A 13,747-nucleotide genomic window follows, 5' to 3' on the forward strand; every position below is an offset into this window, starting at 1 on the left:
AAAAATGCGGACAATGGGCTTGGATGTAGGCTCAAAAACGGTAGGCGTTGCCATTAGTGATGCCTTGGGCTGGACAGCCCAAGGCATTGAAACGGTAAAAATCGACGAAGAGAAAGAAGAATTCGGATTAGACCGTTTAGGAGTATTGATTGTTGAGCATGATGTAAGTAAAATAGTGGTTGGCCTCCCAAAAAACATGAATGGCAGTATTGGCTTTCGCGGAGAAGCGAGTCAGCATTATGGTAAGCTTCTTGAGGAAAGATTCGGTCTTCCAGTTGTGTTTTGGGATGAGCGGCTGACAACGATGGCTGCTGAAAGAGTGCTGCTTGAAGCAGATGTAAGCAGAAAAAAAAGGAAAAAAGTAATTGATAAGATGGCAGCATCTATGATATTACAAGGCTATATGGATAGCCAGAAATGATGAGGTGGAAATAATGGAACACGGAGAAACAAATACAATTACAGTAGTAGACGAGCAAGGAAACGAACAATTATGCGAAATTTTGTTCACATTTGAATCAGATGAATTCGGTAAATCATATGTCCTTTATTACCCAATTGGTGAAGATGACAGTGAAGATGACGAAATCGATATTCATGCATCATCTTTCATTCCAAATGAAGAAACTGGCGATGGTGAGCTTTCACCAATCGAAACAGATGAAGAGTGGGATTTAGTAGAGGAAATGCTTAACACTTTCCTTGCTAAAGAAGAGGAAGAAGAATAAGAGAAACGTTAGGGGACAGCGAATAGCTGTCCCCTTTGTTTTACCCTTTAAAAATAGAGTAATTGGTGTTTTTGGCTAAAAAACAATTAGTATAAAACTTAGAGGAATAAAGCGGAGGCACCATACCTCCCTACGGAAAGCACAAGGACACGCGTGTACTGAAACGAACTGAAATTTAAGTCATATCTGCTTACACAGCTAAGCTAAGCTGCATTGTTACAAATTTATCCTTCCTGTAATGCACGGAGTATTATTGCCATACACTATTCTTGGATAACAAAAATGCCGCGTTTCGCTATTTTTTGCACTTTCTTTGTTAGAATATAGTATAATTAGTCGAGATATGGTGTAGATAGATAATACATACCCGGATTTTAGGAGGGAAATATAATTGTCAACAACAGAGGGGAATAATGATAGAAAAGATAAGAAGGAAATGTTTTTTGAAAAAATCGCTGAAAGGCGAAATGAAGCAAAAACAATAAGAAAAATTGTCGGCATGACCATCCTTGTACTGGCGGTTTTAATAGTTGCAGTATCACTTACAAGCTATTTTTACATTAAGTCGAGTTTGAAGCCTGTCGATGCTGACAGCAAAAAAGAAATTGTTGTCGATATACCTATTGGCTCCAGTGTAACGTATATCGCTCAGACGTTACAGGACAACGGACTTGTCAAAAATGCCAGGGTGTTTAAATATTATGTGAAGTTTAAAAATGAGTCCGAATTCATGGCAGGAGAATATCATATGAATCCTTCCATGACAATACAAGAAATCATTGACAGCTTAAAGACAGGTAAAATTATGCAAGAGCCAATTTTCACGATGACGATACCTGAAGGCAGACAGCTTGATGAAATTGCCGCCGTCATAGCGGACAAAACAAAACAACCGAAAGATAAAGTGTTTAAAAGTCTTAATGATGAGAAATTTATTCAGTCATTGATGGACAAGTACCCAACAATTCTTACGACAGAGGTATGGGCGAAGGATATTAAATATCCATTAGAAGGGTATCTTTTCCCTGCGACATATGCCTTTTATAAAGAATCTCCAAGCCTTGAAGAAATTGTATCTGTGATGCTCGACAAAACCCAAAGTGTTGTTGATAAGTACAGACAGGATATCGAACGGGAAGATTTAACCGTACACCAATTTCTGACGATGTCCTCACTTATTGAGGAAGAAGCAACAGAGAAGGCAGATCGAGATAAGATTGCAAGCGTATTTTATAACCGCATCAAGGAAGATATGCCATTGCAAACAGATCCGACTGTGCTGTACGCACAAGGTAAGCATAAGGAAAGAGTCACATATAAGGATTTAGAAGTGGATTCACCATACAACACTTATAAGAATAAGGGACTTACACCAGGTCCGATTTCTAATGCTGGAACCATGTCAATGGAAGCTGCTCTTCATCCTGCGAAAACGGATTATCTGTATTTCTTAGCAGCTGGTGATGGCACTGTTTATTTTTCTAGTACTTTAGAAGAACATAATTCCTTAAAGGCTAAGTATATTACCAATAAATAAAGTGGTGGGGGAAGCAGTATTAATTAGCTTTCCCCCGCATTTTATGTTAAAATAGTACAAGTGTTTTTGAACAGGTACTTATTATGGCAATAACTAATTTGGCATATATACAAAAGTTAGGTTCTTTATAAAAGAAGCTAACATTTTTCAGGTGGAGGGGGAACTTTCCCCCGAAAAAACAGGTAAACAAAAAAACTATTAATTATCGTCTGGCAAATGTAAATAGAGGTGAATTCTGTTGCAGAATGAAGAGCAAGTGCTGAAATATATCGAGAATTTAATTCCAGATAGAAGTGAAGCCTTTAAAGAGATTGAACAGTATGCAGTTGAGCATGATGTGCCGATTATGGAGCTTGTGGGAATAGAAACATTACTTCAGCTGCTAAGGATGCACCAACCGAAAAAAATCCTTGAAATCGGGACAGCAATTGGCTACTCTGCACTGCGGATGGCTGAAGCTTTGCCTGAATGCAAGGTAGTTTCGGTTGAGCGGGATGAGCAACGTCACAATAAGGCATTAGAAAATGTAGAAACAATGAACATGAGCTCACAAGTTTTCTTAATAAAAGGTGATGCATTAGAAGTAGAGCATTTAGTGAGAGAGCATGGCCCTTTTGATGTATTATTTATTGACGCTGCCAAAAGCCAATATCGGAAATTCTTTGATATATATTCGAAAATGCTTTCTCCTAACGGTGTAATATTTACGGATAATATATTATTCCATGGGCTTGTTGCCGAAGAGAAAATCGAGAGCCGGAATTTAAGACAGCTTATCCGAAAGATAAAAGAATTTAATATTTGGCTAATGGAACATCCAGATTACCATACAGCAATAATGCCTGTTGGTGACGGGTTAGCGATTAGTAAAAAGAGGGGATAAAAGATGAAAAAACCTGAATTGCTTGTTACACCAATTACAGTTGAAGACATTATCCCACTGATCAATTGCGGAGCAGATGCCTTTGTGGTCGGTGAACAGAAATTTGGATTGCGTTTAGCAGGTGAATTTAAACGCGATGATCTAAAAAAAGCGGTTGAGCTTGCACACTCAAAGGATAAAAAGGTTTATGTGGCAATCAACGGAGTTTTTCACAATGACAAGATTGATGAGCTTTATGACTATATTGCATTCTTAAAGGATGTAAAGGCAGACGCCATTATATTTGGTGACCCGGCTTTGCTAATGGTGGCTCGTGAAGTTGCTCCTGACATTAAATTGCATTGGAATACGGAAACTACTGGAACTAACTGGTATACATGTAATTACTGGGGCAGAAAAGGCGCTAAGCGTGCAGTGCTAGCAAGGGAATTAAGCATGGATGCTGTCATTGAAATAAAGGAAAATGCAGAAGTTGAAATAGAAGTGCAGGTGCATGGAATGACAACGATGTTCCAATCAAAACGAACTCTGTTAGGACATTACTTCCAACATCAAGGAAAAGACGAAGAAATGGCTGATAGACAGCGCGATAAAGACTATTTCCTTCATGATAAAGAAAGAGAAAACAAATATCCTATTTTTGAAGACGAAAATGGAACACATATTATGAGTCCTAATGATATTTGTATCGTGGATGAGCTTCAGGAATTAATGGATGCAGGAATTGACTCCTTCAAGATTGATGGAATTTTAAAAGACTCTGCTTATATTCAAAAGGTGACAAGCATTTATCATCGTGCCATCATGATGTATATAAATGACCCAAACCAATATGAGGAAGAGAAGGACAGCCTTTTAGCAGAAATTGAACAAATACAGCCGGCAAACAGACAATTGGACACAGGATTTTTCTTTAAGGAAACAGTGTATTAACGATTAGGAGGAGTTTAGACGATGACAGCAGTGAAAACACCTATCTCTGAAATACGAGACGGTAAAAGAATCATTGTCAAAAAACCGGAGCTTTTAGCGCCTGCAGGTAATCTTGAAAAGCTGAAGATAGCTGTTGCTTATGGGGCTGATGCGGTTTTTATCGGGGGACAGGAATACGGACTCCGCTCAAATGCTGGAAATTTCACTTTTGAAGAAATGAAAGAGGGAGTGGAATTTGCAAAGGGCTATAATGCAAAAATTTATGTAACAACAAATATTTTTGCTCATAATGAAAATATCGATGGACTTGAAGATTACCTGCTTGGTCTAAAGGAAGCAGGAATTCATGGTATTATCGTGGCTGATCCATTGATTATTGAAACATGCCGCAGAGTTGCACCTGAAATAGAGGTTCATTTAAGCACACAGCAATCTCTTTCAAACTGGAAAGCAGTACAGTATTGGAAAGAGGAAGGCTTAGAACGAGTTGTTCTTGCCCGTGAAACCAGTGCTGAGGAAATTCAGGAAATGAAAGAAAAAGTTGATATTGAAATTGAGACATTTATACATGGCGCAATGTGTATCGCTTATTCTGGAAGATGTACATTAAGCAACCATATGACTGCAAGGGATTCCAACAGAGGCGGCTGCTGCCAATCATGCCGCTGGGATTATGATTTATACAGACTTGAGGGCGAACAAGAAAACCCGCTATTCTCTGAAGAAGACGCACCTTTTGCGATGAGTCCGAAAGATTTAAAGCTGATTGAATCGATTCCTCGCATGATTGAAATAGGCATTGACAGCTTGAAGGTTGAAGGACGTATGAAATCCATTCATTACGTGGCAACTGTTGTCAGCGTGTACCGTAAAGTAATTGATGCATACTGTGCAGACCCAGATAATTTCGTGATTGACCCAGAATGGTTGAAGGAACTTGATAAATGTGCAAACAGAGAGACAGCTCCAGCCTTCTTTGAAGGACAGCCAGGGTATAAAGAGCAAATGTTTGGTAATCATAGCAAAAAGACAAGCTTTGATTTCGCCGGTCTTGTCCTTGACTATGATAAGGAAGAAAAGATAGTGACGCTACAGCAGCGTAACTTCTTTAAACCAGGACAGGAAGTGGAGTTCTTCGGTCCAGAAATATCTAATTTTACGACAGTTGTTGAGACAATATGGGATGAAAAAGGCAATGTGCTTGAAGCAGCTCGCCATCCGCTGCAAATTGTTAAATTTAAAGTGGATCACCCTGTATTTCCAAATAACATGATGAGAAAGGAGCTCTAAAGCATGCAGCGCAAACCAGTTGTAATTGGTGTCGCAGGTGGCTCCGGATCAGGAAAAACAAGCGTGACCAAGGCTATATTTGAGCATTTTCAAGGACATTCCATTCTGATGATAGAACAGGATTATTATTATAAGGATCAATCACATCTTCCATTCGAAGAAAGACTAGCAACAAACTATGACCACCCGCTTGCATTTGATACAGACTTATTGATTAAACATATTCAAACATTGCTTCAATATGAAAAAATCGAAAAGCCTGTCTATAATTATGCAATGCATACTAGATCAGATGAGACGATTGTTGTCGAACCAAGAGATGTTATTATTGTCGAAGGTATTTTGATCCTAGAGGATGAAAGACTGCGTAATTTAATGGATATGAAGCTGTACGTTGATACGGATGCTGATTTACGCATTATTAGAAGACTAGTAAGAGATATTCAAGACAGAGGCAGAACAATGGACTCTGTTATTGATCAGTATGTTAATGTTGTCAGACCAATGCATAATCAATTCATTGAACCGACAAAACGCTATGCAGATATCATCATCCCTGAAGGCGGGCAAAATCATGTTGCTATTGATTTAATGGTAACGAAAATACAGACAATCCTTGAACAGAAGTCTTTGTTATAAATTCAAAGAATAAACTGGAAAAAAAGAATAAAAAGCAGCTAGTATTCAAAAACTTGGATATAGCCTTTTAAACCCTTTTGTAATAGGATTTTTAAAAGAATTATTTCCCTAAAATAATTCATTTTAGGGAATAATTATTCTTTTTCTAAAAGAAAATGCTTTCTTTTTTTCGGATTACGTATTAAACTCATCCTATTAGTAATTAAGCTAAAGATTACCATCTGCAATATTTAATACATATCATAAACCAACAATCAACTTATATAGATTGTGCTGGATACTTTAAGGAGTGAACATTTTTGGCTATCGAAAAAGAATTTCCAATGACATTGGCTGGTAAAGAGAAGTTAGAACAAGAACTTGAACAATTAAAGACGGTAAAACGTAAAGAAGTAGTGGAACGTATAAAAATAGCTCGTAGCTTTGGAGACTTATCAGAGAATTCAGAGTATGATTCAGCGAAGGAAGAACAAGCTTTTGTGGAAGGGCGTATCACAACGCTTGAAAACATGATTCGCAATGCAAAAATCATTTCTGAGGATGAGCTTGACCGTGACACTGTTTCACTAGGCAGCTCTGTTACTTTCATCGAGCTTCCAGATGGTGACGAAGAAACTTACACTATCGTTGGTAGTGCTGAAGCAGACCCGTTTGAAGGAAAAATCTCCAATGATTCACCGATTGCAAAAAGCCTTATTGGCAAAAAGGTCGGCGATAAAGTGGTTGTTCAAACACCAGGCGGAGAAATGAACGTAGAAATCGTTACAATTAAATAACAAATTCAAACAGATTGTTTGAAATTCTAACACCTCGTCAACACTTTTGATGAGGTGTTTATTTATGTGGAGAAACAGGGCAATTTTTATCGGAGTGTTTTTTATATGCATGCTTGCCGTACTTCTGGCAAGACTAGTTCAAATTCAGCTTATCGAAACAGAGCATTTTACAAAGCATAATATTAACCTAGTTGAAGCAAGTGTCAAGCAACGATCACAAGAAATGGTATTGGATAACGGCAGAGGCGGTTTTTTAGACAGAGATGGGGAGTCGCTTACACAACAAACAAAAACAGTTCTGATTCTATTTCCGTTCTTAAAAAACATGGAATGGGATAGCAAAAAAATTGCGGATATTATTGGCACAACAGAATATACTTTAACGAAAACAATTGCAGAGGCAAAAGAGCCGGTTGTGCTTGGGGGAAGCAAACCTGTTGAATTGTCTTCCGAACAAATGACGAATATTAATAGTCTTAAAATTCCTGGTGTGTTTGCCGTAAATAAAAAATACAGGGTCCAAAACGATTTAGCAGAGCAGCTCTTAGGGATAACAGGACAAAATGAAGAACAGCTTGCCGCCAGATATCCTGATAAAAAGCTTTCCTATGATACATTAATGGGTCTGACTGGATTAGAAAAAAGCTTTGATGAATTTCTCCTTCCAGATGGAGAATCAAAGCTTGTCTATCATGTAGATGCAACAGGCGGTCCCTTATTCGGCGTAAATGTAAAATATGTGGAGCCGGGAAATCCTTTTTATCCAGTGAATATTAAAACAACCATAGATAAAGAGCTACAAGAAAATGCAGAGCAATTGGCGGACAAGCATGGAATTAAAAAGGGCGGACTCGTGCTTTTAGATATAGAGACAAATACTGTCGCTGCCATGGTATCACGTCCAAATATAAACTCAAGCAGTCCTTATGAAACAGAAGGAATTAATAACTTTATGCTAAAACAGCAAATTGTCGGCTCTGTATTTAAGACTGTTGTTGCTGCAGCGGCAATTGATAATAAATTGGATAATAATGATGCTGTTTACAACTGCAGTCAAAAGATAAATGGAGATCCTGATCCAGTATATCAGCATGGCATGCTTAACTTTACAGATAGCTTTGCTGTCAGCTGTAATAATACATTTGCGACGATTGCAAAGGATCTGCAAAACATGGATGAGCATATGCTAGAGGATTATGCCAACAAGCTTTCTTTAACGGCTTCTGTTGGCTGGCAAGGATCTATTTTTCATTCGAGCGATTTTAAGCAAATACAGGATGAGGAAAAGGGTCGAGTGTTTTTGTCAGAGGAGGCAAGAAAGGATAAAAATTATGTTGCATTGACAGGCATCGGTCAAAACGAAGTGAGAGTTACCCCTCTCGCTGTTGCGAACATGATGGCGACAATTGCCAGAGGCGGGGAAAAACAGGCAGTTAGAGTTGCATCAGAAATAGAATATAAAAATGGCAGCACATTGCTTACATTTGATCAAAAAAAACTGGCTGGAGACACGATTAAACCATATACAGCAGAGCGCCTTCAAAAGCTTTTAAGAGAAGTTGTCGAGAATAAAGAAGGCACTGGCAGATGGTTTCAAGACCTGCCTTATGAAGTGGCTGGGAAATCCGGAACGGCAGAAACAGGCATATACAAAGGAAAAGAGCAGCTTCACAATAAATGGTTTGCAGGTTATTTTCCGTATGATAATCCGAAGTATGCCCTTGTTACCGTTAATCTTGAAGTATTTGCTGACGAAGGAGGAGTCAATCCGCTGTTTGCAGATATGGTTAAAATGGTATATGAGCATGATCATAATGAGAACAAGCAGGAGTAGTAAAATACCCATTTTCCTTTTCACTCAGCAAAAGTCATGATAGAATATGTACAGCCTTAATTGGTGAAAAAAATAATGGCGATAATAAAGAAACATAATACAAATGTTTGGATATAGGGAGGAGAAACAGTTTTGAGCACAGACACTAATAATAATGTTCGAAGCAGATCGGAAAATCGATCAAAGAGGAAAAAGACGAATATTATTCTTAATGGCTTGATCATTCTTGTCATAGCATTAATTGTTTTTGTCTCATATTCTATTTTCAAGACAAAAGATGACAACAATGCAGAAAAGCAAAATAACACAAACACAGCTAAAACGGAAGAGACTGCTGCGAGTGGGGATACTGCTGCCCAAACAGACGATGACAAAGCTTCTAACACGGACGACGCAGAGGAAGATTCTACAGAGCAAAAAGACGGGGATGAAGTCATCACAGATGGAGGCAGTGATTCGAACGTTATTAAAACAATCGAAAATTCTTCATGGGAGTCTGTTGGCACAGCGCAAACTGGTGAACATACTGCTACCTACTCTGAAGGCGTTGATTGGAATGAGCAGGTTAAAGCATTGGCATATGGAACAGGAATTGATGAAAGTAATATGACTGTCTGGTTTTTAGGTAACAACAATCACGATCCTAATAAATCGATTGGCACTGTATCCACAAAAGATAAAAGCCAAAAATATCGGGTATATATTGAATGGGTAGACGGCAGCGGCTGGAAGCCAACAAAGGTAGAAGAAATTAAAGATTTAAATATCCGTTAATCAATAGAAGCATAGAAGCGGCATATGATTATTCATATGCCGCCATCCTTTTGTTCTTATTTTTTTATTTTAAAATGCACCATAACTGTGTGGTACGGTCTGCCGTTTTCTTGAAGTGTTGTCTGATGATTAACAGAATGCACGGAAAGCAAAATACCTTTGTTTATTTCGATTTGCTCAGAAATTCTTTTTTCAATCGTTTTTAGGCTTTCTCCTTCAAAAAATTCTACTTTGTCTTGTATAATATCAAGCTGAAAATTCATAGGTTACTTCCTTTCTAGGGATCTCTGTATGTATTTTAGCATAAATAGTGTAAAACAAGGAGACTGGTGATAAATGCAATTTACCAGAAAGTAGAGTGGAGTCTTTAGTAAATGATGAACATGACTCTTGTCCAAATCATAGTATGTTTATGGGAATTGTTTGCTATGGAAGGGGAATGAGAAATGGGAAAGGAATTCATTGAAATCTTTGAAAAATGGGCGGACACGTACGATAGCAGCTTAACAAAAGATATCGAGTACAAAGAAGTGTTTCGCGGCTATGACCAAATATTAGATAGTGTTGCAAATAAAGCCTTCGGCGAAGTTGTTGAATTTGGACCAGGAACAGGTAATCTTACTGTAAAGCTGTTAGAGCTAGGGTTGTCTGTGACAGGTATAGAACCTTCCCCGGCAATGCGGAAATTAGCGGATGAAAAGCTAAAAGGGAAAGCAGTTGTGAAGGACGGTGACTTTCTTTCCTTTACTGTAGAGAAAAAACCAGATGTTTTTGTCAGCACGTATGCTTTTCATCATTTAACAGATAAAGAAAAGGCAGAAGCCATTACTCTTTATAGTAATTTACTGTCGTCATCTGGTAAAATAGTTTTTGCGGATACAATGTTTCGTTCCGAAGAAGAATATGAAAAAGCAAAAGCAGCCGCTTCACAAAGCGGATTTCATAACCTTGCAGCAGACTTAGCACGTGAATACTATTCCACCATCCCGAAGCTTAAGGGGATGTTAGAGGAAAATGGCTTCACTGCCACATTTACTCGCTTAAATGAGTTTGTCTGGATCATGGAAGGAATAAAATTGCAGTAAGAAAGAGGGAAATACATTGAAAATAGCAATCATCGGAGCAATGGAAGAAGAAGTTTCTATACTAAGGGAACAGATGGAAAATAAAAAGGAGCAGACAATCGCTGGTTTTCAGTTTATTGAAGGTAATTTGGCTGACAAGGAAGTAGTTCTGCTTCGTTCAGGCATCGGCAAGGTCAATGCTGCAATGAGCACAACAATCCTAATGCAGGCTTATAAACCGGATTATCTTATTAATACAGGTTCAGCAGGTGGTTTAAATCCTGATTTGAATGTTGGAGATGTTGTAATCTCTAGTGAAGTGAGACATCATGATGTAGATGCAACTATCTTCGGCTATGAATATGGTCAAGTGCCACAAATGCCTGCAAGCTTTGCAGCAGACAATAGTTTAATTCAAATAGCCGAGGAAAGTGCTAAGGAAGTTGGCGAATATGCAGTTGTGAGAGGCCTTATCACAACAGGAGATTCCTTTATTAACGATCCTGAGAGGGCTGACTTTATTAAATCAAAATTTACTGGGCTTCAAGCAGTTGAAATGGAAGCAGCTGCAATAGCACAGGTTGCATTTAAGCATGAAATACCATTTGTGATTATCCGTTCCTTGTCTGATATTGCCGGCAAAGAGTCGCATCTGTCCTTTGATCAATACTTGGAGAAGGCAGCAGTGCATTCAGCAAACTTAGTAGTTGGAATTGTGAAGAAAATGAAGTAAACAGGTGCGGGAAGACTTGTTAAAGACTTCCCCCCTTTTTTACCGATTAAATCTGACTATTCGAATGGGAATATTAGTAATAGAGCAATCGGTATATTTTGCAAACGAAATTAAGTGCAAAACAGGCAATGATATATAGAAGGAGGGAAATGATTGATGAGAGTTTACAACAATGTACATCAACTTATTGGCAATACGCCAATGGTTGAGATAACCCATTTTCCTTTGCCGAATCATGTTCGTATATTTGCGAAGCTAGAGTTTTATAACCCGGGCGGAAGCATTAAAGACAGACTTGGGCTTGAATTAGTCAAGGATGCCATTGAGAGTGGAAAGCTGACAAAAGGTGGAACAATCATTGAACCAACTGCAGGAAACACAGGAATAGGTTTAGCTCTTGCTGCATTAAATCAAGATATAAACGTAATTGTGTGTGTGCCGGAAAAGTTCAGCATCGAGAAACAGCAAATTATGAAGGCTTTAGGTGCGGAAATTATCCATACGCCAACGCATATGGGCATGGCTGGGGCGATTGCAAAGGCAAAAGAGCTGCAAAAAAGCATTCCAGGCTCGTTCCTGCCAGGTCAATTTGAAAATCCAGCAAATCCAGATACTTATTACAAAACACTAGGACCGGAAATTTGGGAGCAGCTTGATGGAGATATAGATATCTTTGTTGCTGGTGCTGGCACTGGTGGTACCTTTATGGGAACAGCCAGATACTTAAAAGATAAAAAAAGCACAATAAAAACAGTTATCGTAGAGCCAGAAGGATCTATCCTGAATGGCGGAATTGCTGGGTCACATAAAACAGAAGGCATTGGAATGGAATTTCTGCCTACCTATATGGACACTTCGTATTTTGATGCAATTCATACAGTAAGTGATGCTGATGCCTTTCAAAAGGTAAAGGCTGCGGCTAAAAAAGAAGGGTTGCTAGTGGGCAGTTCCTCAGGTGCAGCCTTGCATGCTGCCTTATTGGAGGCAAAGGCTGCTACGCCAGGAACAAATATTGTTGTTGTGTTTCCAGACAGCAGCGACCGGTATATAAGCAAGAGGATCTTTGAAGGAGGAATATAAATGAAACGTAAAACGAGACTTATCCATGGAGGAATACCAGGAGACCCACATACAGGTGCCGTCAACGTCCCAATATATCAGGTTAGTACTTATAAGCAGAATGGAATTGGAAATCATCAAGGCTTTGAATATTCCCGAACAGGAAACCCTACTCGTCACGCGCTAGAAGAGCTTATAAAGGATTTAGAGCATGGAACGAGAGGATTTGCCTTTAGCTCTGGAATGGCAGCCATTACAGCTGTTATCATGCTGTTTAAACAAGGTGATCACCTGTTAATAACAGATGATGTATACGGAGGAACATTCCGTGTTATAACAAAGGTGCTAAATAAATTTGGAATCGAAGCAACCTTTATAGACACAAGCAATATCGACAATATAAAAGAAGCAGTTCAAGAAAATACAGTTGCTCTTTATATTGAAACGCCGACAAACCCGCTGTTGAAAATCACAGATATTTCAGCAGCTTCCTTTGCAGCGAAGGAACTAGGCCTATTAACGATTGTGGACAATACGTTCTCAACACCATACTGGCAAACTCCATTAACACTTGGAGCTGATATTGTTCTGCATAGTGCCACAAAATATTTAGGCGGACATAGTGATGTAGTATCAGGGCTTGTAGCCGTAACAAATGAAAAATTAGGCGAAGATCTGCACTTTATCCAAAACTCAACAGGAGGAGTGCTTGGACCACAAGATTCTTGGTTGTTGATTCGCGGAATTAAGACATTAGGAATCAGAATGGAGGAGCACGAAAAAAGCGCAAAAGAGATTGTTGCTTTTTTAGAAAAGCACCCAGCTGTATCAAAGGTTTATTATCCAGGGCTTGAATCACATCCAAATCATGAAATCAGTAAAAAACAAGCACTTGGATTCGGCGGCATGATCAGTTTTGATGTCGGCAGTGAAGCAAATGCAGATAAGCTTCTCAAGCAAGTGAAGTATTTTACTTTAGCAGAAAGCCTTGGCGCAGTCGAAAGCTTAATATCTGTTCCAGCAAAAATGACACATGCATCCATACCGAAGGAAAGAAGAGCAGAGCTCGGTATTACCGATGGACTTGTCCGCATTTCCGTTGGACTTGAGGATATAGAGGATTTGTTGGAGGACTTGGAACAGGCTTTAAGATAAACTAGCTAAGAGGCTGGGACATAAGTATGTAAACCAGCGTAAAGACCGAACTACTTAATCAATTATTGATTGAATAGTCCGGTTTTTGTTTATAGTTTAAATACAAAAAATTAGAAATTTTAGTGCAGCGCAATGAAACGAACTAACTTTAACTCAACATTCTATTTAGACACAACCTTCATTTTTCAAATTTAATTGTAATTCTATTATTCGTGTTTAGAAAGCTTATCTTTTGTTTTGTCCCAGCCTCTTTATTTAATGGGTATGAGTCTATGCAGTGAAATAACCTCAGTGGAAGGATTAAATATTTGCTGTAAGTTGAAGAAAGGCTAAAGCCCCCGC

General features: G+C 38.6%; 15 protein-coding genes. 14 read left to right on the plus strand and 1 reads right to left on the minus strand.

The features are described 5' to 3' along the window. The first annotated feature begins 4 nt into the window (after positions 1-4). From ruvX to EM808_RS06420, 10 genes are all read left to right on the plus strand, one after another. Positions 5-421, plus strand: coding sequence for a Holliday junction resolvase RuvX (gene ruvX / locus EM808_RS06375; RefSeq protein WP_127737354.1), 417 nt, complete (start codon positions 5-7; stop codon positions 419-421). Between the two features lie 13 nt (positions 422-434). After that, positions 435-728 (plus strand): DUF1292 domain-containing protein, encoded by a 294-nt coding sequence (locus EM808_RS06380; protein ID WP_127737355.1) that lies wholly within the window; start codon positions 435-437, stop codon positions 726-728. Between the two features lie 436 nt (positions 729-1,164). Continuing rightward, positions 1,165-2,265: an endolytic transglycosylase MltG gene (gene mltG / locus EM808_RS06385; RefSeq protein ID WP_127737904.1), complete on the plus strand. Its 1,101-nt coding sequence runs from the start codon at positions 1,165-1,167 to the stop codon at positions 2,263-2,265. Between the two features lie 238 nt (positions 2,266-2,503). Beyond that, positions 2,504-3,148: an O-methyltransferase gene (locus EM808_RS06390; protein WP_285849495.1), complete on the plus strand. Its 645-nt coding sequence runs from the start codon at positions 2,504-2,506 to the stop codon at positions 3,146-3,148. A gap of 3 nt (positions 3,149-3,151) precedes the next feature. Continuing rightward, the gene (locus EM808_RS06395) at positions 3,152-4,081 is read left to right on the plus strand and encodes a peptidase U32 family protein (RefSeq protein ID WP_127737357.1); all 930 of its coding nucleotides are present in this window, start codon (positions 3,152-3,154) and stop codon (positions 4,079-4,081) included. 21 nt (positions 4,082-4,102) lie between these two features. Further along, positions 4,103-5,371, plus strand: a complete 1,269-nt coding sequence (locus EM808_RS06400; protein WP_127737358.1) for a peptidase U32 family protein — start codon at positions 4,103-4,105, stop codon at positions 5,369-5,371. Between the two features lie 3 nt (positions 5,372-5,374). After that, positions 5,375-6,010, plus strand: a complete 636-nt coding sequence (gene udk, locus EM808_RS06405; RefSeq protein WP_127737359.1) for a uridine kinase — start codon at positions 5,375-5,377, stop codon at positions 6,008-6,010. Between the two features lie 299 nt (positions 6,011-6,309). Continuing rightward, positions 6,310-6,786, plus strand: coding sequence for a transcription elongation factor GreA (greA, locus tag EM808_RS06410; RefSeq protein ID WP_127737360.1), 477 nt, complete (start codon positions 6,310-6,312; stop codon positions 6,784-6,786). A 64-nt stretch (positions 6,787-6,850) separates the two neighbouring features. Beyond that, positions 6,851-8,620 carry a peptidoglycan D,D-transpeptidase FtsI family protein gene (locus EM808_RS06415; RefSeq protein ID WP_127737361.1) on the plus strand — a complete coding sequence of 590 codons (1,770 nt, stop codon included), beginning with the start codon at positions 6,851-6,853 and terminating at the stop codon, positions 8,618-8,620. 132 nt (positions 8,621-8,752) lie between these two features. Beyond that, positions 8,753-9,394, plus strand: a complete 642-nt coding sequence (locus EM808_RS06420) for a YrrS family protein (RefSeq protein ID WP_127737362.1) — start codon at positions 8,753-8,755, stop codon at positions 9,392-9,394. A 56-nt stretch (positions 9,395-9,450) separates the two neighbouring features. Here EM808_RS06420 and EM808_RS06425 read toward each other — a convergent pair whose 3' ends face one another. Next, complete coding sequence (locus EM808_RS06425) at positions 9,451-9,657, minus strand: DUF2536 family protein (RefSeq protein WP_127737363.1); 207 nt, start codon at positions 9,655-9,657, stop codon at positions 9,451-9,453. A gap of 183 nt (positions 9,658-9,840) precedes the next feature. Between EM808_RS06425 and EM808_RS06430 the strand changes: the two genes are divergently transcribed. From EM808_RS06430 to EM808_RS06445, 4 genes are all read left to right on the plus strand, one after another. Beyond that, the gene (locus tag EM808_RS06430; protein ID WP_127737364.1) at positions 9,841-10,479 is read left to right on the plus strand and encodes a class I SAM-dependent DNA methyltransferase; all 639 of its coding nucleotides are present in this window, start codon (positions 9,841-9,843) and stop codon (positions 10,477-10,479) included. Positions 10,480-10,495: 16 nt separating this feature from the next. Beyond that, complete coding sequence (mtnN, locus tag EM808_RS06435; RefSeq protein WP_127737365.1) at positions 10,496-11,191, plus strand: 5'-methylthioadenosine/S-adenosylhomocysteine nucleosidase; 696 nt, start codon at positions 10,496-10,498, stop codon at positions 11,189-11,191. Between the two features lie 156 nt (positions 11,192-11,347). Continuing rightward, positions 11,348-12,271, plus strand: coding sequence for a PLP-dependent cysteine synthase family protein (locus EM808_RS06440; protein ID WP_127737905.1), 924 nt, complete (start codon positions 11,348-11,350; stop codon positions 12,269-12,271). After that, complete coding sequence (locus tag EM808_RS06445) at positions 12,272-13,405, plus strand: bifunctional cystathionine gamma-lyase/homocysteine desulfhydrase (RefSeq protein WP_127737366.1); 1,134 nt, start codon at positions 12,272-12,274, stop codon at positions 13,403-13,405. The last annotated feature ends 342 nt before the right edge of the window (positions 13,406-13,747 follow it).

This window comes from Niallia taxi, from assembly GCF_004005475.1.
Classification (GTDB): domain Bacteria; phylum Bacillota; class Bacilli; order Bacillales; family Cytobacillaceae; genus Niallia; species Niallia taxi.

Coding starts and splice junctions, on each gene's coding strand:
- EM808_RS06430 (WP_127737364.1), top strand. CDS start 9,841: ATGGGAAAGGAATTCATTGAAATCTTTGAAAAATGGGCGGACACGTAC.
- EM808_RS06415 (WP_127737361.1), top strand. CDS start 6,851: ATGTGGAGAAACAGGGCAATTTTTATCGGAGTGTTTTTTATATGCATG.
- EM808_RS06425 (WP_127737363.1), bottom strand. CDS start 9,657: ATGAATTTTCAGCTTGATATTATACAAGACAAAGTAGAATTTTTTGAA.
- EM808_RS06380 (WP_127737355.1), top strand. CDS start 435: ATGGAACACGGAGAAACAAATACAATTACAGTAGTAGACGAGCAAGGA.
- mltG (WP_127737904.1), top strand. CDS start 1,165: ATGTTTTTTGAAAAAATCGCTGAAAGGCGAAATGAAGCAAAAACAATA.
- EM808_RS06400 (WP_127737358.1), top strand. CDS start 4,103: ATGACAGCAGTGAAAACACCTATCTCTGAAATACGAGACGGTAAAAGA.
- udk (WP_127737359.1), top strand. CDS start 5,375: ATGCAGCGCAAACCAGTTGTAATTGGTGTCGCAGGTGGCTCCGGATCA.
- EM808_RS06440 (WP_127737905.1), top strand. CDS start 11,348: ATGAGAGTTTACAACAATGTACATCAACTTATTGGCAATACGCCAATG.
- EM808_RS06395 (WP_127737357.1), top strand. CDS start 3,152: ATGAAAAAACCTGAATTGCTTGTTACACCAATTACAGTTGAAGACATT.
- ruvX (WP_127737354.1), top strand. CDS start 5: ATGCGGACAATGGGCTTGGATGTAGGCTCAAAAACGGTAGGCGTTGCC.
- EM808_RS06445 (WP_127737366.1), top strand. CDS start 12,272: ATGAAACGTAAAACGAGACTTATCCATGGAGGAATACCAGGAGACCCA.